The sequence below is a fragment of the Pseudomonas sp. LBUM1676 genome, from assembly GCF_059695605.1.
This window is the reverse complement of record NZ_CP166777.1, coordinates 414,758-440,617: the sequence shown is the minus strand read 5'-3', so window position 1 is coordinate 440,617 and position 25,860 is coordinate 414,758. Positions and strand designations below refer to the sequence as shown.

Annotated in this window: 26 protein-coding genes; 22 read left to right on the top strand and 4 right to left on the bottom strand. The window is 61.2% G+C overall.

Translation table 11 applies throughout. From position 1 onward, the window contains the following. Window positions 1–25: 25 nt before the first annotated feature. Together mscK and selO are read left to right on the top strand one after the other, a co-directional pair. The gene (gene mscK / locus ACA041_RS02060) at window positions 26–3,376 is read left to right on the top strand and encodes a mechanosensitive channel MscK (RefSeq protein WP_497439663.1); all 3,351 of its coding nucleotides are present in this window, start codon (window positions 26–28) and stop codon (window positions 3,374–3,376) included. Between the two features lie 48 nt (window positions 3,377–3,424). Next, window positions 3,425–4,888: a protein adenylyltransferase SelO gene (gene selO / locus ACA041_RS02055; protein ID WP_497439662.1), complete on the top strand. Its 1,464-nt coding sequence runs from the start codon at window positions 3,425–3,427 to the stop codon at window positions 4,886–4,888. A 6-nt stretch (window positions 4,889–4,894) separates the two neighbouring features. Here selO and ACA041_RS02050 read toward each other — a convergent pair whose 3' ends face one another. Both ACA041_RS02050 and ACA041_RS02045 read right to left on the bottom strand, forming a co-directional pair. After that, the gene (locus ACA041_RS02050; protein ID WP_497439661.1) at window positions 4,895–5,296 is read right to left on the bottom strand and encodes a helix-turn-helix domain-containing protein; all 402 of its coding nucleotides are present in this window, start codon (window positions 5,294–5,296) and stop codon (window positions 4,895–4,897) included. Then, on the bottom strand, window positions 5,293–5,589 hold the full coding sequence (locus tag ACA041_RS02045) for a type II toxin-antitoxin system HigB family toxin (protein WP_497439660.1): 297 nt from the start codon (window positions 5,587–5,589) through the stop codon (window positions 5,293–5,295). Before ACA041_RS02045 ends, ACA041_RS02050 begins: the two co-directional genes overlap by 4 nt. Before the next feature lie 198 nt (window positions 5,590–5,787). Between ACA041_RS02045 and trxC the strand changes: the two genes are divergently transcribed. Next, window positions 5,788–6,222, top strand: a complete 435-nt coding sequence (trxC, locus tag ACA041_RS02040) for a thioredoxin TrxC (protein WP_497439659.1) — start codon at window positions 5,788–5,790, stop codon at window positions 6,220–6,222. Between the two features lie 114 nt (window positions 6,223–6,336). Here trxC and ACA041_RS02035 read toward each other — a convergent pair whose 3' ends face one another. Beyond that, the gene (locus ACA041_RS02035; RefSeq protein ID WP_497439658.1) at window positions 6,337–7,107 is read right to left on the bottom strand and encodes a ParA family protein; all 771 of its coding nucleotides are present in this window, start codon (window positions 7,105–7,107) and stop codon (window positions 6,337–6,339) included. Between the two features lie 353 nt (window positions 7,108–7,460). Between ACA041_RS02035 and ACA041_RS02030 the strand changes: the two genes are divergently transcribed. Genes ACA041_RS02030 through ACA041_RS01940 form a run of 19 tightly spaced genes read left to right on the top strand, consistent with a single transcriptional unit; the run spans window position 7,461 to window position 24,757 of the window. Then, the gene (locus ACA041_RS02030) at window positions 7,461–8,186 is read left to right on the top strand and encodes a beta-ketoacyl synthase chain length factor (RefSeq protein WP_497439657.1); all 726 of its coding nucleotides are present in this window, start codon (window positions 7,461–7,463) and stop codon (window positions 8,184–8,186) included. Next, a complete protein-coding gene (locus ACA041_RS02025; RefSeq protein WP_497439656.1) occupies window positions 8,162–8,971 on the top strand; it encodes a lysophospholipid acyltransferase family protein in 810 nt (269 codons plus the stop codon). The genes ACA041_RS02030 and ACA041_RS02025 overlap by 25 nt, the downstream gene beginning before the upstream one ends. After that, on the top strand, window positions 8,952–9,212 hold the full coding sequence (locus ACA041_RS02020; RefSeq protein ID WP_497439655.1) for a phosphopantetheine-binding protein: 261 nt from the start codon (window positions 8,952–8,954) through the stop codon (window positions 9,210–9,212). Before ACA041_RS02025 ends, ACA041_RS02020 begins: the two co-directional genes overlap by 20 nt. Window positions 9,213–9,221: 9 nt before the next feature. Further along, window positions 9,222–9,476, top strand: a complete 255-nt coding sequence (locus tag ACA041_RS02015; protein ID WP_497439654.1) for an acyl carrier protein — start codon at window positions 9,222–9,224, stop codon at window positions 9,474–9,476. Then, window positions 9,473–10,018, top strand: a complete 546-nt coding sequence (locus tag ACA041_RS02010) for a COG4648 family protein (RefSeq protein ID WP_497439653.1) — start codon at window positions 9,473–9,475, stop codon at window positions 10,016–10,018. The genes ACA041_RS02015 and ACA041_RS02010 overlap by 4 nt, the downstream gene beginning before the upstream one ends. Further along, complete coding sequence (locus tag ACA041_RS02005; protein ID WP_497439652.1) at window positions 10,015–11,697, top strand: ApeI family dehydratase; 1,683 nt, start codon at window positions 10,015–10,017, stop codon at window positions 11,695–11,697. Before ACA041_RS02010 ends, ACA041_RS02005 begins: the two co-directional genes overlap by 4 nt. Further along, window positions 11,690–12,424 (top strand): glycosyltransferase family 2 protein, encoded by a 735-nt coding sequence (locus ACA041_RS02000; protein ID WP_497439651.1) that lies wholly within the window; start codon window positions 11,690–11,692, stop codon window positions 12,422–12,424. The genes ACA041_RS02005 and ACA041_RS02000 overlap by 8 nt, the downstream gene beginning before the upstream one ends. Continuing rightward, window positions 12,421–13,362 carry a lysophospholipid acyltransferase family protein gene (locus tag ACA041_RS01995; RefSeq protein WP_497439650.1) on the top strand — a complete coding sequence of 314 codons (942 nt, stop codon included), beginning with the start codon at window positions 12,421–12,423 and terminating at the stop codon, window positions 13,360–13,362. Before ACA041_RS02000 ends, ACA041_RS01995 begins: the two co-directional genes overlap by 4 nt. Further along, a complete protein-coding gene (locus ACA041_RS01990) occupies window positions 13,343–14,887 on the top strand; it encodes an HAL/PAL/TAL family ammonia-lyase (protein ID WP_497439649.1) in 1,545 nt (514 codons plus the stop codon). The genes ACA041_RS01995 and ACA041_RS01990 overlap by 20 nt, the downstream gene beginning before the upstream one ends. Continuing rightward, window positions 14,880–15,305, top strand: a complete 426-nt coding sequence (locus ACA041_RS01985; protein ID WP_497439648.1) for an acyl-CoA thioesterase — start codon at window positions 14,880–14,882, stop codon at window positions 15,303–15,305. Before ACA041_RS01990 ends, ACA041_RS01985 begins: the two co-directional genes overlap by 8 nt. Next, window positions 15,302–15,904 (top strand): outer membrane lipoprotein carrier protein LolA, encoded by a 603-nt coding sequence (locus tag ACA041_RS01980; protein WP_497439647.1) that lies wholly within the window; start codon window positions 15,302–15,304, stop codon window positions 15,902–15,904. Before ACA041_RS01985 ends, ACA041_RS01980 begins: the two co-directional genes overlap by 4 nt. Further along, window positions 15,888–18,227, top strand: coding sequence for an MMPL family transporter (locus tag ACA041_RS01975; protein WP_497439646.1), 2,340 nt, complete (start codon window positions 15,888–15,890; stop codon window positions 18,225–18,227). Before ACA041_RS01980 ends, ACA041_RS01975 begins: the two co-directional genes overlap by 17 nt. After that, window positions 18,224–19,384, top strand: coding sequence for a cation:proton antiporter (locus tag ACA041_RS01970; RefSeq protein WP_497439645.1), 1,161 nt, complete (start codon window positions 18,224–18,226; stop codon window positions 19,382–19,384). The genes ACA041_RS01975 and ACA041_RS01970 overlap by 4 nt, the downstream gene beginning before the upstream one ends. Next, window positions 19,371–20,618, top strand: a complete 1,248-nt coding sequence (locus ACA041_RS01965; protein ID WP_497439644.1) for an NAD(P)/FAD-dependent oxidoreductase — start codon at window positions 19,371–19,373, stop codon at window positions 20,616–20,618. The genes ACA041_RS01970 and ACA041_RS01965 overlap by 14 nt, the downstream gene beginning before the upstream one ends. 55 nt (window positions 20,619–20,673) lie before the next feature. Next, the gene (locus tag ACA041_RS01960) at window positions 20,674–21,156 is read left to right on the top strand and encodes a hypothetical protein (RefSeq protein ID WP_497441992.1); all 483 of its coding nucleotides are present in this window, start codon (window positions 20,674–20,676) and stop codon (window positions 21,154–21,156) included. Then, the gene (locus ACA041_RS01955; RefSeq protein ID WP_497439643.1) at window positions 21,153–22,349 is read left to right on the top strand and encodes a beta-ketoacyl-[acyl-carrier-protein] synthase family protein; all 1,197 of its coding nucleotides are present in this window, start codon (window positions 21,153–21,155) and stop codon (window positions 22,347–22,349) included. Before ACA041_RS01960 ends, ACA041_RS01955 begins: the two co-directional genes overlap by 4 nt. Continuing rightward, window positions 22,346–22,810, top strand: coding sequence for a hotdog family protein (locus ACA041_RS01950; RefSeq protein WP_497439642.1), 465 nt, complete (start codon window positions 22,346–22,348; stop codon window positions 22,808–22,810). Before ACA041_RS01955 ends, ACA041_RS01950 begins: the two co-directional genes overlap by 4 nt. Beyond that, on the top strand, window positions 22,803–23,531 hold the full coding sequence (fabG, locus tag ACA041_RS01945) for a 3-oxoacyl-ACP reductase FabG (protein WP_497439641.1): 729 nt from the start codon (window positions 22,803–22,805) through the stop codon (window positions 23,529–23,531). The genes ACA041_RS01950 and fabG overlap by 8 nt, the downstream gene beginning before the upstream one ends. Beyond that, window positions 23,531–24,757 carry a beta-ketoacyl-ACP synthase gene (locus ACA041_RS01940; protein ID WP_497439640.1) on the top strand — a complete coding sequence of 409 codons (1,227 nt, stop codon included), beginning with the start codon at window positions 23,531–23,533 and terminating at the stop codon, window positions 24,755–24,757. Before fabG ends, ACA041_RS01940 begins: the two co-directional genes overlap by 1 nt. A gap of 173 nt (window positions 24,758–24,930) precedes the next feature. On the opposite strand, the gene ACA041_RS01935 is transcribed toward ACA041_RS01940, so the two are convergent. Next, on the bottom strand, window positions 24,931–25,833 hold the full coding sequence (locus ACA041_RS01935) for a LysR family transcriptional regulator (protein ID WP_497439639.1): 903 nt from the start codon (window positions 25,831–25,833) through the stop codon (window positions 24,931–24,933). Between the last annotated feature and the right edge of the window lie 27 nt (window positions 25,834–25,860).

The window sequence follows — 25,860 nt, the reverse complement described above, 5'->3', positions numbered from 1 at the left end:
TTCGTCTTGTTTTCGATCGGTCTCTATGTCAACCCTGCGCACCTTTTTCGTCACGGCCCTGCTGGGCTTGAGCCTTTCTGTCGGTACGTTGCAAGCGGCCGAACCGCCGTCCAGCGAAGCCGTGCAGGCAAACCTGGACAAGATCGCCGAGCGCAAACTGCCGGAAGCCGATCAAAAAGCCCTGCAGAGCATTCTGCAAAGCACGCTGACCCAGCTCACCAGCAAGCGTGATTACGAGCAGAAGCTGGTTGATCTCAAGCAACAACTGGCCACCGCGCCAAAGCAGAACATCGAGAATCAGCGTGAACTGACTCGCCTCAAGGCCACCAGCGTGGTGCCGGTGGCGCAACGCTATGCCAAGGAGTCGATTCAGCAGCTCGAGCAGTTGCTGACCGAACGCTCGACCCAGCAAAGCGATCTGCAAAAAGCTTTGGCCGATGCCAACAGCCTGGTCATTACCGCCCAGACCCGCCCCGAGCGCGCCCAGGCGGAAATTTCTGCCAGTCAGACACGCATCCAGCAGATCAACAACATCCTCAAGGCCGGCAAAGACAACGGCAAGACCCTGAGCGGCGAACAGCGCGACCAGCTCAACGCCGAACTCGCGGCGCTCAATGCCTTGATCCCCCTGCGTCGCCAGGAACTGGCCGGCAACAATCAGCTGCAGGATCTGGGCAACAGCCAACATGACCTGCTCTCGGAAAAATCCGACCGTCTGGAGCGCGAAATCCAGGAACTGCAAAACCTGATCAGCCAGAAACGCCTGGCCCAGTCCCAGGAGACGGTGACCCAGCAGTCCATCGAAGCGCAGAAGTCCGGGGGTAGCGTGCTGCTGGCCACCGAAAGTGCGGCCAACCTGAAACTCTCGGACTACCTGCTCAAAACCACCGACCGTCTCAACGAAGTCACCCAGCAGAACCTGCAGACCAAACAGCAGCTGGATAACGTGACCCAGAGCGATTCAGCCCTGGACGAACAAATCAACGTGCTCAAGGGCAGCCTGCTGCTCTCCAAGATTCTCTACAAGCAGAAACAAGGCCTGCCGCACCTCAAGGTCGACCGCGACCTGGCCGACCAGATCGCCGACATCCGCCTGTATCAGTTCGAAGTCAGCCAGCAGCGGGAACTGCTGAGCAATCCGGCAACGTACGTCGATAATCTGCTGGCAGCCCAGCCGCCCGAGCAAGTCACCCCGCAGCTGCGCAAGAGCCTGATGGAACTGGCCCTCACTCGCGCCGACCTGCTGGAGCGACTGAACCGCGAACTGAGCGCGGTGCTCAACGAATCCATCACGCTGCAACTCAATCAAAAACAACTGCTCAGCACCGCGCAAAGTCTCAGGGCTACGCTGGATGAACAGATGTTCTGGATTCCCAGCAACAAGCCGCTTGATCCTGAATGGATGCGCGGCGTCCCAGAACGCCTGCAACGCCAGGTGACCACGCTACCGTGGGCTTCGAGCCTGAGTGAACTGGCCGACGGCCTGACCCAGCGGCCGCTGCTGTTCCTGCCGCTGGCGCTGGTGATCGGCGCATTGCTGTGGCGGCGCAAGAGCTTGTACGCCCGTTTGAACAAGGTTCACCAGGACATTGGTCACTTCAAGCGCGACAGCCAGTGGCACACTCCGCAAGCGATCCTGATCAATATTTTGCTGGCGATGCCGGTCGCCCTGGGCCTGGCTTTGTGCGGCCTGGCCCTGCAGATCGACGCTCGCGGGCAGAACGCCAACATGGGCGCGGCACTGTTGCAGATGGCCCAGGCCTGGCTGGTGTTCTACACCGCCTACCGGATCCTCGCCCCGGGCGGCGTGGCCGAATTGCATTTCCGTTGGGAAAAGCCCCAGGTCGAATTCCTCCAGGGCTGGATTCGCCGGCTCGGGCTGGTGGTCATGGCCCTGGTGGCGGTGGTAGCCGTCGCCGAGCTGCAACCGGCGGCGCTGGCCGATGACGTACTCGGCATGCCGGTGGTGCTGACCTGCTACGCGTTGATGACCTGGCTGCTCAGTCGTCTGCTGGTCAGCAGCCCGACCCACGAGAACGCCTCGCTGTTCCGCAAGGCCGTGGCCATCATGTTCACCGCTCTGCCGGTCGCGTTGTTCGTGGCGGTGTGCTTCGGCTACTACTACACCGCACTCAAACTCAGCGACCGGCTGATCAACACCCTGTACCTGCTGATGTTCTGGCTGGTAATCGAGGCCACTTTCGTGCGCGGCCTCAGCGTTGCAGCCCGACGCCTGGCGTATCAGCGCGCCCTGGCCAAGCGCCAGGCCGCCAAGGAGGCAGGTGACGGCGAAGCAGTGATCGAAGAGCCGACCCTGGACATCGAGAAGGTCAATGAACAGTCCCTGCGCCTGATCCGTCTGGCGCTGCTTGGCGGGTTCATGGCAGCGCTGTACTGGGTCTGGTCCGACCTGATCTCGGTGTTCTCGTACCTGGATAACATCACCCTCTACGAATACACCAGCGGCACCGGCGCCAACATGAGCATGGTGCCGATCAGCATCGGCGACATGCTCGGCGCGCTGATCATTATCGGCATCACCTTTGCGCTGGCTCGCAACCTGCCGGGTTTGCTCGAAGTGTTTGTGCTGTCGAAGCTGAACCTGGCCCAGGGCAGCGCCTACGCCACCACCACCTTGCTGTCGTACGTGATCGCCGGGATCGGCTTCGTCTCGACCCTGTCGACCCTCGGCGTGAGCTGGGACAAGTTGCAATGGCTGGTGGCGGCGCTCTCGGTAGGCCTGGGTTTCGGCATGCAGGAGATCTTCGCCAACTTCATCTCCGGGATCATGATCCTGTTCGAGCGCCCGGTGCGGATCGGCGACACCATCACCATCGGCAACCTGTCGGGCACGGTGAGCAAGATCCGCATCCGCGCCACGACCATCACCGACTTCGACCGCAAGGACATCATCGTCCCGAACAAGACGTTCATTACCGGGCAATTGATCAACTGGTCGCTGACCGACACCATCACCCGGGTGACCCTCAAGCTCGGTGTCGACTACGGTTCGGACCTCGACCTGGTCAAGGAACTGCTGCTCAAGGCCGCCCGGGAGAACCCGCGAGTACTCAAGGAGCCAGAGCCGCATGTGTACTTTCTGAACTTCGGTGAAAGCACCCTCGACCACGAGCTGCGCATGCATGTGCGCGACCTCGGTGACCGCAACCCGGTGCTCGACGAGGTCAACCGCTTCATCAACCGTGAGTTCAAGAAACAGCACATCAACATCTCGTTCCGGCAGATGGAGGTCTACCTCAAGAACGTTCAAGGCCAGGAATACAAAATGGTGCCGATCGACGCGGAAAACAAAACCATCGTGCCGATGACCGATAGCAAAGCGGTGCCGGAGCCGCCGGCCGCCAAGCTCGACTAACCGGCCTATCCCTAGCAGAATGCTCGGACATTCTGCTGGAGATGGCCCTTGAAAGCCCTCGACGAACTGACCTTCGATAATCGTTTCGCCCGCCTGGGCGACACGTTTTCCGTCCATGTGCTGCCCGAGCCCATCGACAATCCGCGCTTGGTGGTGGCCAGCCCCGCCGCCATGGCGCTGCTCGACCTCGACCCGGCCGTGGCCGAAACCCCTGAGTTCGCCGAATTGTTCAGCGGCCATAAGCTATGGGCCGATGCGGTACCCAGGGCAATGGTCTATTCCGGGCACCAGTTCGGCTCCTACAACCCTCAGCTGGGCGACGGTCGCGGCTTGTTGCTGGGCGAGGTGTACAACGAAGCCGGTGAACATTGGGACCTGCATCTCAAGGGTGCCGGCCAGACGCCCTTTTCGCGCATGGGCGATGGACGCGCGGTATTGCGTTCATCGATCCGCGAATTTCTCGCCTCCGAAGCGCTGAATGCCCTGAACATCCCGACCACCCGGGCACTGTGTGTGATCGGCTCTGATACCCCGGTCTGGCGCGAGACGCAGGAACGCGCGGCCATGGTCCTGCGCATGGCACCCAGCCATGTGCGCTTTGGGCATTTCGAATATTTCTACTACACCAAACGCCCCGAGAAACAAAAAGAACTCGGCGACCACGTGCTGGCCATGCACTTCCCGCAGTGCCTGGAACAGCCGGAACCCTATCTGGCGATGTTCCGCGAAATCGTCGAGCGCAACGCCGAGCTGATCGCCAAGTGGCAGGCCTATGGCTTCTGCCACGGGGTGATGAACACCGACAACATGTCGATCCTCGGTATCACCTTCGACTATGGCCCCTTCGCCTTCCTCGACGATTTCGATGCCCACTTCATCTGCAATCACTCCGATGACCAGGGCCGTTATTCCTTCAGCAACCAGGTGCCGATCGGCCAGTGGAACCTCAGCGCCCTGGCCCAGGCCCTGACGCCATTTATCAGCGTCGAAGCCCTGCGCGAAACCCTCGGCCTGTACCTGCCGCTGTACCAGGCCCACTACCTGGACCTGATGCGCCGCCGCCTGGGCTTCACCAGCGCCGAGGACGATGACCAGAAATTGCTGGAGCAACTGTTGCAACTGATGCAGAACAGCGGCGTCGACTACAGCCTGTTCTTCCGCCGCCTGGGGGATGAATCACCTGAGCAGGCGCTGGCCCGTTTGCGCGATGACTTCGTCGACATCAAGGGCTTCGATGCCTGGGGTGAACGCTATGTCGCGCGGGTTGCCCGTGAAGGCGAGGTAGATCAGCAACAGCGCCGCAATCGGATGCATGCGGTCAACCCCATCTACATCTTGCGCAATTACCTGGCGCAAAAAGCCATCGATGCCGCGCAAAGTGGCGATTATTCAGAAGTTCGTCGACTGCATACGGTGCTGAGCAATCCATTCGAGGAGCAGCCTGGAATGGAGTCCTATGCAGAGCGGCCACCGGAGTGGGGCAAGCATCTGGAGATCAGTTGTTCGTCGTGAGGCTAGTTAGATAAAGGTCTCCACCGACACACCGAAGCGCTCGGCCAGCCAGCGAATCTGGCGCAGGTTGAGCTGGCGCTTGCCACTCAAGATCTCGGAGACTACCGACTGGGTGCCCACGCCGGGCAGTCCGCTCTGGCTCAGGCCATGTTCGCGCATCAGGTAGCGAAGCACGTCAACGCCACTGGCCACTGGCATCGGGTGATGTTTGCGATCCCAGTCCTCAATCCAGTCACCGATGATATCCACCAGACTCATCAAAGGATGTGACTCATCCTCACCGGTCATCTCGAGCAACTCGTCGAGAGCCTGAACCAATGAATCGTAGTCGTCTTCGTTTTTTGGTTTGCGCAGCACCGGCGACACAAACTCCCAGTGCTCAGCAGCCTTCTTGATCAGTGCACTCATTCTCTCCCCTCCTTCCATTTACCCCTGTCATATTCGCGGTGGTCCAGCACATGTTTGATGTACAGCTTCTGCACCTGATACCTCGCAACAGCAATTAATCGCAGTTTGTTTCCTCCAATGTCGAACACATGAAACTCGCCGACCTTATCGGTTGCAGGAAAAAGCGCTTTCATCGCAGCAAAGTCGCCAGGCTTGTTTCGCTTGACCAATCGATACCATTGATCGAGCGCACTCGCTGCCTTTGGCCATTTTTCCTTGGATTCCCATATTCGTTTTTCCGAGAACACATGCATGCAATCTGCTTATCGCATTTTGCTATGGGTCAGTTAATCACAAATCGCAAATATCGCAAGTTGCGATATTCGTAAATAGACAGGTGGTGCGCGATCAGCGCTCTCTCAGCCTAGCCAGACCGCGCCCATTCGCCTGATTGAAAATGTGAGCAGAAGTCTCCACATAGGAGGGATCGGCTTCTCTACAGGACATTCTCCATGACCGACCCACTGCTTATCCCCTGCCCCCATTGCAACGGCCTCAACCGCATACCTGCCGAGCGTCTCAGTGACCACCCAAAATGTGGGCGCTGCAAGGCCGAGGTCTTGCTGAACAAGCCTTTCGAGTTGAAACAAGGCGATTACGCCAGCCAGATCAAGGGCGATCTGCCGTTGCTGGTGGACGTGTGGGCGGAATGGTGCGGGCCGTGCAAATCGTTTGCCCCGGTGTTCGAGCAGGCGGCGGGGCAATTGGCGGGCAAGTGCAGGCTGGCCAAGCTGGATAGCGAAGCGAATCAGCAGTTGTCGGCGCAGTTGGGGATTCGCTCGATTCCGAGCCTGATCCTGTTCAAGAACGGCCGGGAAGTGGCACGCCAGAGCGGGGCTTTTCCGTTACCACAGTTGATGAGCTGGTTGCGCAGTCAGGGGATCTGAAGTTCGCCGCAAATCACTGTGGGAGCGGGCTTGCTCGCGAAAGCGGCCTGACAGTCGACATTGCTGGTGACTGACAGTCCGCTTTCGCGAGCAAGCCCGCTCCCACATCCGTCATCAGGTGTTTTCGAGAAGGCTGTGCAGTTCGACGAACTGCTGGGTCAGCTTATGCCGCGGATCAAGATGAATCAGCGGCGTGTTCGCCTGATGCGACTCGCGCATGCGCACCGAGCTACCCAGATAAACCGGCAACACCGGCAGACCTTCGGCGATCAGTTCGTCGAGAATTTGCTGGGGCAGGCTCGCACGGGCCTGGAACTGATTGACGACGATCCCTTCGACCTCCAGACCTTCGTTATGGTCGTCCTTCAACTCTTCGATCTCCGCCAGCAGGCCATACAGCGCCTGACGCGAGAAGCTGTCACAATCGAAGGGAATCAGCACACGGTCAGCGGCGATCAATGCCGAAACCGCATAAAAATTCAGTGCTGGCGGCGTATCGAGATAGATGCGGTCGTATTCGCCGTCCAGCTCTTCGAGCAATTTACGAAGCTTGTTGATCTTGTGTTTGGCCTCGAGCTTGGGCTGCAAGTCAGCCAACTCGGCCGTGGCGGTGATGACATGGAGGTTATCGAACGGAGTCTCGTAGATATCGACCCGGGTTTTTTTCGAGAACGGCCCGGACGACAGCGTCTGCTTGAAGAAATCGGCGATGCCCATCGGGATGTCATCGCCGGTGAGCCCTGTCAGGTACTGAGTGGAGTTGGCCTGGGCATCGAGATCCACCAATAAGGTGCGATAACCCTCGCTGGCACTGACCGCCGCCAGATTGCAGGCAATGCTCGATTTGCCTACGCCACCTTTCTGATTGAACACCACGCGCCGCATGTCAAAACCTCCGTGTATCAAAGAATGACCGAGTGTAGTAGTCCATGGCGCTGCTTAGCTACCTCATCGGTAAAGGGACTACATAGTCAGGTGCGATCTCTTGATGAAAAAGCCGCAGAGTCATCCAGTGATTGCAAAAAGAGCCGACAGACATACCTGCCGCAACATGGATAATGGCCATACGACAGGTCGATGCAAACCAACCGGTACGTTTGTTGAGCAAAATGTAACCAGCATTTGCTACGGACTCGCCGCACCGCGATAATGCGCGCCACTCGGCGCGAAGCGCCTCGTAGGGTCTGTCGCTGTTTTTGCGATTCACTGCGTCAAGTAAGCCCGCAGGGGCGGGATGAATGTCTGTGATCAACTTCAACATCGCCCAATGGCGCGCGTGGGCCCCAGGGCTCGAAAGCGTGGACGATTGGCAGGCCTGGTGCCGACAACCGGTCGTGCTCCAGGGCAGCGATGGCGCCCCCGACGTCTCTTTTCTGCCAGCCATGCAGCGCCGGCGACTCAGCCGCCTGGCACGGATGGCGTTCAGTGTTGGCTGGCCATTGGCGGCGGGTCGGCAGGACTTACCGTTGGTCTTTATTTCCCGCCACGGCGAAACCCCGCGTACCTTTGAAATACTCCGCGACCTGGCAGCCGATCAACCGCTGTCGCCTACCCAGTTCAGTCTGTCGGTGCACAACGCAGTCATCGGCCTGTGGTCGATACTGCGCGGCGAAACCAGTGAAATGACGGCTCTCGCGGCAGCCGGCGACGGCCTTGAAAACGGCGTGCTAGAGGCGGCGGCATTGCTTGCCGAGGGTGCGTCGGCGGTCCTGTTGGTGGTCACCGAAGAGCAGCCGCCCGAAGCCTATTCCACTTGGATCGACGATGTGCCGTTCCCTTACGCAGTCGGTCTGCTGATTACCCCCGGCAATGACTGGCAGCTGTCCCTGAACAGCATCCCGGATGAGTTGTCCAAAGCCCGCTGGCCCCATGCCTTGAATCTCTTGCGTACCCTGCTCGGCCAGCAGACTACCTGCCAACATGCCTGGAAAAATCGTGTATGGACCTGGCAACGCAACCTGTAACAAATAAAAACCGCGACGCCTATTACTGGCGTCTGCTGGCTACCGCGGCAAGCTTCACCCTGTTCGGGTTGGGCGGGCTGTGCCTGCGCCTGGTGGTTTTCCCGCTGCTGGGCTACCTGCCCGGCGACGCCCAGGCGCATCGATTGCGGGCACGGCAAACCGTCAGTCGCTGTTTCTGGTTTTTTGTGCGGTTCATGGCTCGCACCGGCGTGCTGACCTACGACATCCAGGGCGCTGAAAAACTTGGCCGGCCGGGGCAGATGATCATCGCCAATCACCCGTCGCTGATCGACGTGGTATTCCTGATCGGCCTGGTGCGCCATGCCAACTGCGTGGTCAAACAAAGCCTCTGGAAGAACCCTTTTACCCGCGGCCCACTGCGCCGCACCGAATACATCAGCAATGATGGCAGTATGGACATGCTCGATACTGCTGCTGACGCGCTGAAAAGTGGTCAGACCCTGATCATCTTTCCCGAAGGCACTCGCACCCAGCCAGACGAAGCGCCGGCCTTTCATCGGGGCGCCGCGGCGATCGCACTGCGCGGTGCGAAAATTCTCACCCCGGTGATCATCAAGGTCAGCCCCACCACATTGACCAAGGCCGAACCCTGGTATCGGATCCCCAAACGTCGCGTGCACTTCAGTTTCCGTGTCGGGGCCGATATAGACCCACAAGCCTTCGCTGCGCTGGGACCTGCTCCACAGGCTTCGCGCAAGCTCAACGATTATCTGCATCATTACTTTATCAAGGAGCTCGCCGAAGATGAGCGATCTACACCGTGAAATCAAAGAACTGATCATCGAAGCCCTGGGCCTTGAAGACATCAGCGCACAAGACATCGACGACGACCAGACACTGTTCGGTGAAGGTCTGGGCCTGGATTCGGTCGACGCCCTGGAACTCGGCCTGGCCATCCAGAAAAAGTACGGCATCAAAATCGACGCCGACGCCAAGGACACGCGCAATCACTTCAGCAACGTGGCGAGCCTTGCGGCGTTCGTCACTGCAAAACAGGCAGCTTGAGACCGGACCATGCAAACTCGTGACGACATTTTCAACACCCTGCGCGATGCCATGGTCGAACTCTTCGAGTTGGACCCCGAGCGTGTGAACCTCGAATCCAACTTGTATCAGGACCTGGAAATCGACAGCATCGACGCGGTCGACCTGATCGACCACATCAAACGCCAGACCGGCAAGAAAATCGCCGCCGAAGAATTCAAATCGGTGCGTACCGTCAGCGACGTGGTCGAGGCGGTCTACCGTCTGGTTCAGCCGGCCGCATGAGTCGATTGATCGGCCTTGGCCTGCTGCTGGCAGGCCTGCTGTACCCCTTTGCGGTGTATTTCGGCATGGAACACTTCGCACCAAAGCAGTTTGGTCTGCTGCTGGGCAGCCTGTGGCTGGCCCGGGCACTGTTAGGTGCGCGCAAGCCTGGCAGTCTGTGGATGGCAGTCACCGCGATGGTTTTTTGCCTGCTGCTGGCGCTGTTCGACAGTCCGCTGTTGCTGCGCTGGTACCCAGTACTGATCAGCGTATTCATGCTCGGGCTGTTCGGGCTGAGCCTGAAATACGGTCCGCCGATGGTCGAACGCCTGGCGCGTATGCGTGAACCGCAACTGCCCGCCAGGGCGATCGTCTATACCCGGCAAGTGACGATCGTCTGGTGTGTGTTTTTCTTCTGTAACGGATTGCTCGCCGCCGCCCTGACCCTCTGGGCGCCGCTGAAGTGGTGGATGTTGTACACCGGCCTGATTTCCTACGGATTGGTAGGCCTGCTGTTTGCCATTGAATGGCTCATACGACAACGGGTACGAGGCCACCCATGAATTGGATAAAACTTGAGCACCTGTTGCTCAAGCATCAGCCGGAACGTGCCGTAACGGCGGGGCCGGCGCTGAATCACGCACAACTGTGCGAGCAGGCGTTGCGCCTGGCCGCCAGCCTGCAAGCCCAGGGTGTGCGGCGCATTGCCGTGCACCTCGAAGACGCCGCCGACCTGGCGATTGCCCTGCTCGGCGCCTGGCGTGCCGGGGTCAGCGTGCTGCTGCCTGCCGACTTGCAAGCCCGCACGCGCCAGCGCTGGTCGAGCGAGGTCGATGTGTGGCTGACCGATCAGGCCGAGGATGCGCACCTGAGCGATTATCGACATTCGCCCCTGATCGCCGCCACGCTGGACCTGGATCGCTGTCAGCTGAGCCTGTGCACCTCCGGCTCCAGTGGCGAACCCAAACGCATCGACAAAAACCTGCGCCAACTGGCCAATGAAGTCCAGGCACTGGAGCATCTATGGGGCGCCGATCTGGGTGAAGCCTGCATAATCGGCAGCGTCGCCACCCAGCACATCTACGGCTTGCTGTTCCGGGTGCTGTGGCCGCTGTGTGCCGGACGCTCGTTCGTGCGCAAGCAATTGGCCTTCCCGGAAGATTTGCAGCGCGCCAGCCGTGAACACCCGGCGTTCGCCTGGGTCGCCAGCCCGGCGCTGCTCAAGCGCATGGGCGACAATCTCGACTGGTTGGCCCTGAGTGCCGTTCGGCGAGTGTTTTCCTCCGGCGGCGCGCTGCCGGCCGAGGCCGCTCAAAGCCTGCACCAGCGCCTGAATCAGTGGCCAACGGAAATCTTCGGCAGTTCGGAGACCGGTGGCATCGCCTGGCGGCAGGCACAGGATCTCTGGCAGCCCTTTGCTGACATCGAACTGAGCCAGGACAGCGACGGCGCGCTGCTCATCGCCTCGACCTACTTGCCGCCCGGCCATATCGAACACACTGCGGATGCCGCGCGAATCGCAACCGATGGCCGTTTCGAATTGCTGGGGCGGCTGGACCGGATCGTTAAACTGGAAGAAAAACGTATCTCGCTGCCGATGTTGGAAAAGGCTTTGTTGGATCACCCATGGGTTGCCGAAGCGCGCCTTGGCGTCATTCAGGAAAACCGTGCCTCATTAGGTGTGTTGCTGGTGCTCAGCGAACAGGGGTTGCATGCCCTGCGCAATCAAGGCCGGCGCACCCTCACGCAAGCATTGCGTCAGCACCTGGGCCAGCATTGCGAAGCAATCGCCCTGCCACGCCGCTGGCGCCTGCTGCGGCAGCTGCCGTTGACCGCCCAGGGCAAACTGCCCCAGGTCGACGTTGAAGCCCTGCTCCTGGCACCGCGACCGAAGGCGCCAGAGGTGCTGGAACAGGTTGAAGTCGACGGCGAGTGGAGCCTGCAACTGGCGGTGCCACCGGACCTCGCCTATTTCAGCGGCCATTTCCCCCAGGCACCGGTATTGCCGGGCGTGGTGCAGATGGAGTGGGCGCTGAACCTGGGCCAGCAATTGATGGACCTGCCGGCGAAATTCGCTGGCATGGAGGTGCTGAAATTCCAGCAACTGGTGCGCCCGGGCGATGAAGTGCAACTGCACCTGCGGTTCGATCCCGCCCGCGGCAAGTTGTATTTCGCCTATCGCAATGAGACCGCCACCTGCTCCAGCGGGCGGATTTTGCTGGAGGCTGCAGGTGATGCATAACCCCTGCGCCGTGATCCCGGTCTACAACCACGAAACCGCCATCACCACGGTAGTCGATGCCGTGCTCGCCAGCGGCTTGCCGTGCCTTCTGGTGGATGATGCCAGCGATAAGGCCTGCGCCGCGGTATTGGACCGACTGGCCCAGCGCGACAAAGTGTTCCTGATCCGGCTCGCCACCAACCAGGGCAAGGGCGCCGCCGTCATGACCGGTTTCCGTGAAGCTTCGCGCCTGGGGTTCAGCCATGCCTTACAGGTGGATGCCGACGGCCAGCACGACCTGCAGGACGTCGCGACCTTCATCGAACAATCCCGCCTGCATCCCGAGGCAGTGATCTGTGGCTATCCGCAGTACGACGAGAGCGTGCCCAAAGGTCGCTTGTACGCCCGTTACCTGACTCACGTCATGGTCTGGATCAACACGCTGTCATTGCGGATTCGCGACTCCATGTGCGGCTTCCGCGTTTACCCGTTGCCACCGACCCTGGCGCTGATCGACTCGGCGAAGATCGGCAAACGCATGGATTTCGACTCCGACATTCTGGTGCGTCTGGCCTGGCGCAACCTCCCGATGCAGTGGCTGCAAACCAGAGTCCATTACCCGCTGGATGGCGTCTCGCATTTCCGCATGTTCCACGACAACGTGCTGATTTCAAGCATGCACACCCGCCTGTTCTTCGGCATGTTAGTGCGAGCCCCTGCGATCCTCTGGCGACGGTGGCGAACATGAACACAGACAGCCAACACTGGGCCGATCGCAAGGAACGCGGCAGTTTCTGGTTGATGAAGCTCACGGCGTTCGGCGCCAAAGTGCTCGGCCGTCGACTGCTGAGCCCGCTGTTGTACGGCATCGTGCTGTACTTTTTCCTGTTCGGGCGCAATGCCCGCCACAGCGCCTGGCAATACCAGCAGCGGCTCGCCGACTGGAGCGGGCGCAGCGAATTGCGTCCGACCCATTGGCGCGTGTTCGGCCAGTTCATGGCCTTTGCCGATTCCATGCTCGACAAGCTTGACGTGTGGAACGGCAAACTGAGCATCGAGCAGATCGAAATCATCGACCCGGCACTGCTGCGCAAGCAATTGCGTGGTACTCGCGGGCAAATGCTGGTGGGGGCGCACCTGGGCAATCTCGAGGTCTGCCGCGCACTGGCGGAGATCGGTGAGAAAGTCACAATGAACGTGCTGGTACACACCAAACACGCCGAGCAATTCAACCGTCTACTGGGCGAAGCCGGCGCGACCAACCTGCGGCTGATCCAGGTCAGCGAGCTGGACCCAGTGATCATGCTGCAACTGCATGAACGCCTGGAGCGCGGCGAGTGGCTGGCGATTGCCGGCGACCGCGTGCCGCTGCACGGCGGGCGCAGCGTAACGGTGGATTTCCTCGGCCATCTGGCCGCGTTTCCGCAAGGGCCGTGGCTGCTGGCCGGCTTGCTGAAATGCCCGATCCACCTGCTGATGTGTCTGAAGAAACCGACAGGCCAATATCAAGTAACCCTCGAACCGTTTACCGAGGCTGTGGTGTGGAAACGCAGTGACCGCGAACAGGTCATTCATCAGTGGGCTTCCCGCTACGCCGAACGCCTGGGTCACTATTGCCTGCAAGCGCCCCAACAATGGTTCAACTTTTACCCTTTCTGGAAGACCGATGACGACGTCAACGCTTGAGCCGGTAACCTTCGGCGAACTCCCCTTGCGCATCGAAGACGTGCTGGCCCTGGCCAACCGTCAGGTGCCGACGCAGCTGCAGGACGACCCTGCGTACCGCGAGCGCATCGCCAAGGGTGCGCGATTCCTCGATTCCCTGTTGGACAAGGAAGGGGTGATCTACGGCGTGACCACCGGTTACGGCGATTCTTGTGTGGTCGCGGTGCCGCTGCATCACGTCGAGGCCCTGCCTCGTCATCTGTACACCTTCCACGGCTGCGGCCTGGGCAAACTGCTCGACGCCCAGGCCACGCGCGCGGTGCTGGCGGCGCGTTTGCAGTCGCTGTGCCACGGGGTCTCCGGGGTTCGCGTGGAACTGCTGGAGCGCCTGCAAGCCTTTCTCGAACACGACATCCTGCCGCTGATCCCGGAAGAAGGTTCGGTCGGCGCCAGCGGTGATCTGACGCCGTTGTCCTATGTCGCCGCGACCTTGTCCGGCGAACGCGAAGTGATGTTCCGTGGCGAACGCCGACAAGCTGGCGATGTACATCGCCAGCTTGGTTGGGCACCGCTGGTGCTGCGTCCAAAAGAAGCCCTGGCGCTGATGAACGGCACCGCGGTGATGACCGGCCTCGCCTGCCTGGCATTCGCTCGTGCGGATTACTTGCTGCAACTGGCCACGCGCATCACTGCGCTGAACGTTGTCGCCCTGCAAGGCAATCCGGAACACTTTGACGAGCGCCTGTTCGCCGCCAAACCCCATCCGGGGCAGATGCAAGTCGCGGCGTGGTTGCGCAAGGATCTGGCGATCGATGCGCCGACCGCGCCGTTGCATCGCCTGCAGGACCGTTATTCCCTGCGTTGCGCGCCCCATGTGCTCGGCGTGCTGGCCGACAGCCTTAACTGGTTGCGCTCGTTCATCGAGATCGAGCTCAACAGTGCCAACGACAACCCGATTATCGATGCCGAAGCCGAGCGCGTGCTACACGGCGGGCACTTCTACGGTGGCCACATCGCGTTCGCCATGGACAGCCTGAAAAACCTGGTGGCCAACGTCGCCGACCTGCTCGACCGTCAACTTGCCCTGCTGGTGGACGAGCGTTACAACCACGGCTTGCCGAGCAACCTGTCCGGCGCCACAGCCGACCGGGCGATGCTTAACCACGGTTTCAAGGCGGTGCAGATCGGCACCAGCGCCTGGACGGCCGAGGCCCTGAAAAACACCATGCCGGCCAGCGTCTTCTCGCGCTCCACCGAGTGTCACAACCAGGACAAGGTGAGCATGGGCACCATCGCCGCCCGGGACGCGATACGCGTACTGGAGCTGACCGAACAGGTCGCCGCCGCCACGCTGCTGGCGGCCAACCAGGGCGTCTGGCTGCGCAGCAAAGCCGAGGATGCGCGCCCATTGCCACCGGCCCTGGCCGCCATGCATGAGGAACTGGCCGGGGACTTCCCGCCCGTCATCGAAGACCGTGCCCTGGAAGGCGAATTGCGCCTGTGCCTGAAGCGTATTGCCGAGCAACACTGGAGGCTGCATGCGTAGCAAGGGAGTGCTTCATGCCGATACGGAAATCCTCGTGCCGTTCTTTGACGTCGACACCATGAACGTCGTCTGGCACGGTCATTACGTCAAATACCTGGAAGTCGCCCGCTGTGCGCTGCTGGACAAGATCGGCCACAACTACGACGCCATGGTGGCGTCGGGTTACGCCTGGCCGGTGATCGACCTGCAGCTGCGTTATGTACGCGGCGCGGTGTTCGGTCAGAAGCTGAACGTGCGCGCCAATCTGGTGGAATGGGAGAACCGTCTGAAGATCAATTACCTGATCAGCGATCTGCAAACCGGTGAACGCCTGACCCGCGCCAGTTCCGTGCAAGTCGCGGTCGACATGAGCAGCCGCGAAATGCAATTGGCCTCGCCCAAGGTCTTCACCGACGCCGTTGAAAGGACGCTGGCATGAACGCGCTCTGCAAATGCCTCGCTACCCTGGTGCTGCTCGGGTTGTCCTCGTTGGCCAACGCCTTCGATCTGCAGCAGCTCAGCGATCAGCTGGCCAGACCGGATGTGATCCACGGCAACTTCATCCAGGAAAAACACTTGCGCGCGCTGCCGCAGCCGCTGACCAGCAAGGGCACCTTTGTCCTGGCGAAAAACCACGGCCTGCTCTGGCTGTTGAAAACCCCGCTGCAACAGGATTACCGCATCAGCGCCAAAGGCATTGCCCGACGTGATGCCAACGGTTGGCAGATGCTGCCGAGCAAGAGCGCCGGCGCCGAGCAGAACCGGTTGTTCCTCGCCGTGTTGCAGGGCGACAGCAGCGGGCTGCAACGGGATTTCGAGCTTTCGCTGAGTGGCGAAGCCCAGAACTGGAAGCTCACACTGGTCCCGCGTTCGATGCTGCTCAAGCAAGTGTTCAATCAAATCAACATCACCGGCGGCGACCTTGTGCACAGCATCGAACTGCTGGAAACCCAGGGCGACAGTACCCTTTTGCGCCTGCAGGACAGTACCAGCGACCAACCGTTGAGTGATGCGGAGCAACATGACTTTGCCGAGTGAACGGATGCTGCCGCGGCTGTTTCTGATCCTGCTTGTGGCAGTGCTCGCGCTCGCCGGTTGGCAATGGCGTGACGGCGCTCCGCTGTCGGCCAACCTGATGGAACTGGTACCAGGCACGGCGCCGGACGCGCTGGAACTGCGCGCCGAACAACGCATGCAAGAGCCGCTGAACCGCGAAATGCTGGTATTGGTCGGGCACAAGAACCGTGAACAAGCCATTGCCATGGCCCGCAAACTCGGTGATCAGTGGCAGGCCAGCGGCCTGTTCGAAAAGGTCCAGTGGAACCTGCAAGCCGACTTGCCAGCACTGCGCACGCAACTGCTCAACGGTCGCCTGGCGATGCTCGCGCCAACGGACCGACAGCAACTCATCGAACATCCCGACGCCTTCATTCAGCAACGGGTACAAGCGCTGTTCGACCCCTTTACCGGTTTCAGTCTGGTCCCGAGTCAGGATGACTGGCTGGGCCTGACCGGGCGCATCCAGAATAGCCAGCCGCAGCACGGCGCCGTGCAACTCGATATCGGCAGCGGCGCGCTGATCGCCGATGCCGACGGCCAGAGTTGGGTACTGCTGCGCGCGCAGACCACCGGTAATGCTTTCGACATGAACCTGCCGCTGCAAGTGGCGGACCTGCTGGCAATCAGTCGTGAAGAAGCCGCTCAGGCCGACGTGCAGCTGCTCGCGGCCAGCGGCCTGCTCTACGCCGCCGCCGGACAGCAGCAGGCCACTCGGGAGATGACCTGGGTCGGTGGCGGTGCCACGGCGGGGGTTCTGTTGCTGCTGTTGCTGGCCTTCCGGCGTTGGCGCGTATTGCTTGCCTTCGTTCCGGTGCTGGTGGGCATGTTGTTTGGCGCCGTGGCGTGTGTGGCGCTGTTCGGTCACATGCATGTGATGACGTTGGTGCTGGGTTCGAGCTTGATCGGCGTCGCCGTCGATTACCCGCTGCATTACCTGTCCAAGAGCTGGAGCCTCAAGCCCTGGCACAGTTGGCCAGCGTTGCGCCTGACCTTGCCGGGCCTGACGCTGAGCCTGATCACCAGTTGCATCGGCTACCTGGCCCTGGCCTGGACGCCGTTCCCGGCGCTGACCCAGATTGCCGTGTTCTCCGCCGCCGGCCTGCTCGGCGCCTACTTGTCCGCCGTGTGCCTGCTGCCGGCCCTGCTCAAAGGCGCAGACCTGCGCCCCGCGCAATGGCCGCTGCGCGTCGCCGAGTTTTTGCTGGGCCTGCGTGAAGCACTGCTCAAAGTGGCAAGTACCCCGGTGCTGCTCGCGCTGCTGATTGCCTTCTGCGTCGGCGGTCTGTTGCAGCTCGATACCAGGAACGATATTCGCCAATGGGTCGGCGCGCCGCAGCAATTGACGGACGAAGCGCAGACCATTGCCCGCATCACCGGGTATCAGCCCACCAGCCAATTCTTCCTGGTGCGGGGGGCCAATCAGCAAGAATTGCTGGAGCGGCAGACCGCGCTGAGCGAACGCCTGGATCAGTTGGTCAATCTGGAAAAACTCCACGGCTACCTGTCACTCAATCAATTGGTCAGCCAACCCAGCGAACAGCGCAAAGTACGCGAAGCGTTGAACAAATTGCCGCAGTATTGGCAACCGCTGCTCGACGTCGGCGTGCCGGCAGAAGCGCTGCATGCCGAACTGGCGAAGTTGCAGGCGTTGCCCACCGAAGACATTGACGCGTCACTGGCCGGTCCTTTGGCCGAGCCCTATCGCGCCCTGTGGCTGGGCCCGACGAATGACGGCGTCGCCGCGATGGTCAGCCTGCAAGGGCTGAACAACCCTTCCCTGCTGCGGGTTCAGGCGCTGGATTTACCGGGGGTGGAGCTGGTCGATCGCCTGGGTGAATTGAACAACGTTTTTGCCCAGACCCAGATCAGCGCCGCTGAATTGAAACTCGCCTCTTGCGTGCTGATCGTGCTGGTGCTGATCCTGCCGTTCGGCCTCGGCGGCGCGTTGCGCGTCGTTGCCCTGCCGTTGCTGGCCGCCCTGTGCAGCCTGGCCAGTCTCGGCTGGCTCGGTCAGCCACTGACGTTGTTCAGCCTGTTCGGCTTGTTGCTGGTGACAGCGATCAGCGTCGACTACGCGATCCTCATGCGCGAACAAATCGGCGGCGCGGCGGTGAGCCTGCTGGGCACCTTGCTAGCGGCGGTAACCACCTGGTTGTCATTCGGGTTGCTGGCGGTGTCCAGCACGCCGGCGGTGAGCAACTTCGGTCTGTCGGTAAGCCTGGGGCTGGCCTTCAGCTTCATTCTGGCACCCTGGGCCGGACGCCAGGTTCACGCCGTCCCCGTCACGGAGTCGGCCGCATGATGATCGTCCTGTTCTGGCTGATGGCCCTGGCGTTGTTCGCCGTGGCAACCCGCGTCGGCCGTCACTTCGGTGTGATCCCGATCGTCAGCCAACTGCTACTGGCGACCTTCGGCCTGCCGCTGCTGATGTACTTCTGGATCGAACCCGGCTGGCAACTCAGTGGTGCCGACCTGATCTCGCCGGTGTGGCTGAAAAACCTCTACAGCCTGAGTTTTGCCTTGCTGCTGGGGCACATCCTCAGCGACGTGATCGACCTGCGACTGGACCGCCAGAGCCTGAAAATCGCCCTGCCGAGTTTCTGCATTCCATTCGCCTGCGGGCTGGCGACTGCGGTGTGGTTGCTGCCTGCGCAGTCATGGATCAGTTCGCTGGCGGTCGGCCTGGTGTTCGCCATCACCGCCATTCCGGTGCTGTATCTGTACCTGCGGCACATCAACTACCCGCCCACCGCGACCCGGCGGCTGGTACAGACCGCAATCCTCATCGACCTCACCTGCTGGACCCTGTTCGGTTTCGCTCAAGGCAGCCTGCACGCGAGTAGTCTGCTGCTGCCGCTGGCGGGCGCCTGTCTGCCGTTGCTGCTGCGCCTGATCGGTTTGCGCCAACCGCTGCTGTACAGCGGCTGCTTCTTCGCGCTGCTGGTGGTCGCCGAACACTTCAAACTCAATGCGCTGATTTTCGGCATCGGTTACCTGCTCTGCATGGCCGCGCGCAAGGTGCCGCTGGTACTGCCATTGCCGGTGATCCTGATGAGTCGCTTGCAAACCTACATCGCCATCCCGCTGATCCTCACCTTCGGCATCGTGCAGATCAATGTGCACAGCGCCATGGCCAGCCTCGGCTGGGTGCAATTGGTGGCACTGCTGCTGCTTCCGATTGCCAGCAAACTGCTCGGCAACTGGCTGGGTCTCGGCTGGGCCGGCGCTTCGTTTGAAGGCGCCAGCCGCTGGCGGGAAAGTATCCTGCTGAACATCCGCGGCTTGAGCGAGATCGTCTTTCTCAACCTGCTGCTGCAACAACAGCTCATCAGTGCGGCGCTGTATTTCGCGCTGATGGTGATGGGCCTGATCGCGACACTGCTGCCGGCCCTTGCCGGCATGCAACGAACCCCCATGAACATCGCCGTCCCGGCAAGGAGCTCACGTGCCAACAATTGAAATGGAACGTCGCCAGGTAGTAGTGATCGGCGCAGGCCCCTCGGGCGCCATCGCTGCCGCGCTGCTCAAGCGCAATGGCCACGACGTGCTGATGATCGAACGCCAGCATTTTCCACGGTTTTCCATCGGCGAAAGCCTGCTGTCCCACTGCCTGGACTTCGTCGAAGAAGCCGGCATGCTCGACGCGGTAAACGCCGCGGGGTTTCAGCTGAAAAACGGTGCTGCATTCGCTTGGGGCGAGCAGTACAGCGCCTTCGATTTCGGTGACACCTTCAGTAAGGGCAAGCCGACCACTTTCCAGGTCCAGCGCGCCGATTTCGACAAGTTGCTGGCCGATCAAGCAGCACTGCAAGGCGTGGAAGTCCGTTACGGTGAAGCCATTGTCAGCGTCGACTTCAAACTGCCGAAACCGCAACTCGATGTGCTGCGCGAGGATGGCAGCCAGTACGGCGTCGAAGCCGATTTCGTGCTCGATGCCAGCGGCTACGGTCGCGTGCTGCCTCGTCTGCTCGATCTTGAAGCACCGTCGAATTTCCCGGTGCGCCAGGCGGTATTCACCCACGTCGAAGACCATATCGACAACCCGGCTTTCGAGCGGGAAAAAATCCTCATCACCACCCACCCGATCCACCGCGACATCTGGTTCTGGACCATTCCGTTCAGCAACGGTCGTTGCTCGGTCGGGGTGGTGGCGGCCGCTGAACATTTCGAAGGTCGCACCCATGATCTGGACGAATGCCTGCGCGGTTTCATAGCCGAAACCCCGAGCCTGGCCGGCGTGCTGAACAACGCGGTGTGGGATACGCCCGCACGGACCATCGGTGGCTATTCGGCCAACGTCAAAACCCTGCACGGCCCGGGCTTTGCCCTGCTGGGTAACGCGGCGGAATTTCTTGATCCAGTGTTCTCCTCCGGCGTGACCATCGCCATGCGCTCGGCGAGCATGGCCGCTGCTGTTCTGCACCGCCAACTGCAAGGTGAAAGCGTTGATTGGCAAACCGAGTTCGCCGAACCGCTCAAGCGCGGCGTCGACACCTTCCGTTGCTACGTCGAAGGCTGGTACACCGGCACCTTCCAGGACGTGATTTATCATGAGGGCGGCTCGCCCGATATTCGCCGCATGATCAGCTCGATCCTCGCCGGTTATGCCTGGGACGAACGCAATCCGTTTGTCAGCGAACCCAAGCGCCGTTTGCGAATGCTCTCGGAACTGTGTGCAAGGGATGACACGTGAGTCTTGGAAGGTGCTGTGTGATGGTACTCTCGCTATACCCACAGGGTGTGCAATGGTGATGCGATTTCTGCTACTTGGCGCAGTCCTGTTGCTGAGCGCCTGCGCCAGCCAGGTGCCGCTGCCCGAGCACACCCCGAACCTGCCGTTGCCGCAACAATTACACATTCAGCGACTGCTGGATGGTCAGCGTCAGGACTGGGTGCTGGTGATTGCGCGTGAAGGCCCGGGCATTCGCTGGTCGATGATGGACTTGCTGGGCATTCCACAGGCGCGTCAGAAACTGATCGACGGCCAATGGCAGGCTGACGGGCTGCTGCCGCCCAATCCGGAAGCCCGCGAGCTGTTCGCCGCGTTGCTGTTTGCGCTGACGCCCAAAGATCAATTGCCCGGCAACTACCCCGATGCCTGGCAGCATGGTGCGCGACGATCCCTGCCCTCGCACTGGGAAATCCGCTACTCACAACCGTTGAGCTTTGAATTGAATCTACCCAAAGGTCCGAAGTACCTGATTTCGCCTCTGACCGGTGAGACGCCATGACCGCCTACCTCAATGCCCTCGGGGTGATCTGCGCCCTGGGTCGTGACAAACATGAAGTCGCCCGCAACCTGTTTGCCGGCGATTGCTCCGGCATGCGCAGCGAGGCCGACTGGGTGCCTGAGCGGTCGTTGCCGGTGGCGGCGGTGCGTGTCCAACTGGCGCCGATTCCGGCTGAACTGGCCGGGCACAACAGCCGCAACAATCAGTTGTTGATGGACGCCGCGCTGCAAATTCGCGACGACATTGATCATGCGATCCAGACCTACGGCCGTGACCGCATTGGCGTGATTCTGGGCACCAGCACGTCTGGCATCGACGAAGCCAGTCGCGGCCTCGCGCACTACATCCGTGAGCATGAATTTCCCGCCGATTACGACTATCAGCAACAGGAACTCGGCGCGCCGGCCAACTTCCTCGCCGATTGGCTGCAATTGAGCGGTCCGGCTTATGTGATCTCCACCGCCTGCACGTCCAGCGCACGGGCACTGATGAGTGCCCAGCGCCTGCTGGACCTGGGCTTGTGCGACGCGGTGTTGTGCGGCGGTGTCGACACTTTGTGCAAATTGACCCTCAACGGTTTCTCGGCTCTGGAAGCGCTGTCCGGGCAACGCTGCAATCCGTTCTCGGTCAACCGCAGCGGTATCAACATCGGCGAAGCCGCCGTGCTGTTTCTGATGAGCAAAAAGGCTGGCGAAGGCCATTCGATTGCCCTGCTCGGCAGCGGCGCCAGCTCCGATGCGCATCACATTTCCGCACCGGAACCGACCGGCCGTGGCGCCCTGCAAGCGATGCGCAAGGCCTTGAGCCGTGCGGGCCTGCAGCCGCAGCAAATCGATTATCTGAATCTGCATGGCACCGCTACCCAACATAACGACGCGATGGAAAGCCTGGCGGTGTCGACGCTGTTCCCCCAAGGCGTGCCGTGCTCGTCGAGCAAACCGATGACCGGTCACACCCTCGGCGCCGCCGGTGCCCTGGAAGCGGCGTTCTGCTGGTTGAGTCTGAGCGCCATCAACCACGACCATGCCCTGGCGCCCCACGTCTGGGACGGTCAACTGGACCCGGCGTTACCGGCCCTCAATTGGGTGACCCCGGCCGATCGCCTGACGTCCATTGCACCTCGCTACCTGATGAGCAACTCCTTCGCCTTCGGTGGCAACAACGTCAGCCTGATTATCGGAGACGCCCCATGATTGACTGGCCGCTCGCCGAATTGCTGCCGCACGCTGGCGACATGATCCTCATCGAGCAGATCCTGTCGTTCGATGACGAGCAGATTCACACCCGCCTCACCGTCAGGCCCGATGGCCTGTTCAGTCGCCCCGACGGCGGCCTGCCAGCCTGGGTCGGCATCGAACTGATGGCGCAGAGCGTCGCCGCCTATGCCGGCTGCCACGCGCGCCAGCGTGGTGATGCGGTGGCGTTGGGGTTTCTGCTCGGCACCCGCAAATTCGAATGCAACGTCGAACACTTCCCCGCCGGTACCGAGCTGACCATCCACGGGATCCGATCGCTGGAAGACGACAACGGCATGGGCGTGTTCGAATGCCACATCAACGCCCCCGGCATTCACGCCACCGCCCGTCTGAACGTGTTCCGTCCGCCTCAGGCCGCTCAATACCTTCATGAAACCCAAGGAGCCAGTCATGACTGAATCCGTATTGGTCACCGGTTCCAGCCGTGGCATCGGCCGCGCCATCGCGTTGCGCCTGGCCCGGGCCGGGCATGACATCGTGCTGCATTGCCGCAGCGGCCTTGCTGACGCCGAAACGGTGCAGGTTGAAATCGAGGCCTTGGGCCGCAACGCACGCATCCTGCAATTCGACGTGTCCGACCGCGCCAGCTGCAAAGCCATTCTCGAAGCCGATGTAGAAGCTCATGGAGCCTATTACGGCGTCGTGCTCAACGCCGGCCTGACACGCGACGGTGCTTTTCCGGCCCTGAGCGAGGATGATTGGGATGTGGTGATGCGCACCAACCTCGACGGTTTCTACAACGTGCTGCACCCGGTGATGATGCCGATGATCCGTCGTCGCGCCGCCGGGCGGATTGTCTGCATCACCTCGGTTTCCGGGTTGATCGGTAACCGTGGCCAGGTCAACTACAGCGCGTCCAAGGCCGGTTTGATCGGCGCGGCGAAGGCGTTGGCGGTCGAACTGGGCAAGCGCAAGATCACCGTCAACTGTGTCGCACCCGGCCTGATCGACACAGCCATGCTCAATGAAAACGTGCCGGTGGAAGAACTGATGAAAATGATCCCCGCACAGCGCATGGGCACCCCTGAAGAGGTGGCCGGCGCGGTGAATTTCCTGATGTCGGCGGAAGCCTCGTACATCACCCGGCAGGTTCTGGCCGTCAACGGAGGCCTGTGCTGATGAAGCGCGTCGTCGTCACCGGCATGGCCGGCATCACCTCACTGGGCAGCGATTGGGAGACCATCGCCGGCAACTTCGCGGCTAACCGCAGCGGTATTCGCCGGATGGATGAGTGGGACCGTTTTACCGAACTCAACACGCGCCTGGCTGGGCCCATCGATGACTTCAAGGTGCCGAGCCACTGGACCCGCAAGCAACTGCGCAGCATGGGTCGCGTCTCACGGCTGGCGGTCGGTGCTGCGGAACAGGCTCTGGCCGACGCCGGATTGCTGGGCAACGCGTTGATCAAGGACGGGCGCATGGGTGTGGCCTGCGGCTCTTCCACCGGCAGCACCGACGAGATCAAGGCATTCGGCAACATGCTGCTCAACTCGGTGGCCGAAGGCCTGAACGCCAACTCCTACGTGCGCATGATGCCGCACACCACCGCGGCGAATATCAGCATCTTCTTCGGCCTGACCGGTCGACTCATCCCGACTTCCAGCGCCTGCACCAGCGGCAGCCAGGGCATCGGCTACGCCTACGAATCGGTCAAGTTCGGCCGCCTGCCGCTGATGCTCGCCGGCGGCGCCGAAGAGCTGTGCCCTACCGAAGCCATGGTCTTCGACGCGCTCTACGCCACCAGCCTGAAAAACGATGCCCCGCAGACCAGCCCTCGTCCTTACGACACCGGACGCGATGGCCTGGTGATCGGTGAAGGCGGCGGAATGCTGGTCCTCGAAGAACTGGAACACGCATTGGCACGCGGTGCGCATATCCATGCCGAACTCGTCGGTTTCGGCAGCAATGCCGACGGCCAGCACGCCACCCGTCCAGAGCGGTCCACCATGCGCCGGGCGATGGAACTGGCCCTGGAAGACGCGGGCTTGCAGCCCTCGGACATCGGCTATGTGAACGGTCACGGCACGGCCACCGAGCAGGGCGATATCGCTGAAACACTGGCGACCAGCAGCCTGTTCGGCGAGCACATGCCAATCAGCTCGCAGAAGAGCTTCCTCGGCCACACCCTGGGCGCCTGCGGCGCGCTGGAGTCCTGGTTCAGCATCGAAATGATGAACCGCGACCTGTACGCACACACCTTCAACCTCGACGAGGTCGATCCGAACTGCGGCAAGCTCGATTACCTGCGTGGCGAGTTTCGGCAGATGAGTAATCAGTATGTGATGAACAACAACTTTGCGTTTGGTGGGGTTAATACTTCGCTGATTTTTCGGCGGTGGTCGTAACGCCAGAAACGACAAAAGGCGCCTTTCGGGAACACGGATAGTATTGCCCTCGGACGCTTTCGCGGGTAAGCCCGCTCTCACAGGGGGCGGCAGTGTGGGGAAAATCGTGTTCACATCGCAGAACTGTGTGGGAGCGGGGCGCGATTGACTCGGGCCGCGTCCGGACGCAGCAGTCACGGCTCCAACGTCTCAACCTTACGCGTCAGCAGTTCCACAAACGCCTTGGCCATCGGCGACTTCTGATCCTTGCGCTGCACCAGCCACACCGCTGACACCGCTTCCGGATCCAGCAACGGCCGATAGATCACGCCGTCGATGCGCATCCGTTGATAAGACGCCGGCAGCACTGATACCCCCAATCCCGCCGCGACCAGACCGATAATGGTCATCGCCTCCCCAGCCTCTTGCGCGAAGTGCGGGCTGAAACCGGCATCCCGGGCCAGGCTGAGTAATTGTGCGTACAGGCCGCTGCCGTAGCTGCGTGGAAAAAATACGAAAGGCTCCAGGGCCAGGGCGGACAGAAATAATCCTTCCTCGCTACCGGCCACCAACGGATGCTTGGAACTGAGCACCGCCACCAGTGGCTCACGCATCAGTTCCACCACGCTGAGCGAGTCCGGCAAGCCCAGCGGCCGCATGATTCCGACTTCGATCGATTCTTCCACCAGTGCATCGGCCACCTGGGTGCTGCTCATTTCCCGCAGGTTCAAATGCACAGCAGGAAAGCGCTGGCGAAACGAAAAAATCGCCTGGGGGATAGTCGAGTTGAATGGTGCGGACGAGGTGAAGCCAATCTTCAGTTCACCCAACTCACCCAGCTGTGCCCGCCGAGCCACATCCGCCGCTTTATCGACCTGCGCCAGCACCAACCGCGCCTCCTCCAGAAACAGCCGACCGGCCTCACTCAACTCGACCCGACGATTGGTCCGTTCGAAAAGCCGCGCCCCCACTTCCTGCTCCAGCGCCTGGATCTGCTGGCTCAACGGTGGTTGTGAGATGCCCAGCACCTGGGCCGCGCGGCCGAAATGCAGTTCTTCAGCAACGGCGATGAAGTAGCGCAGGTGACGCAATTCCATGAAAACTCCCATTAGGTCGCAAAACCT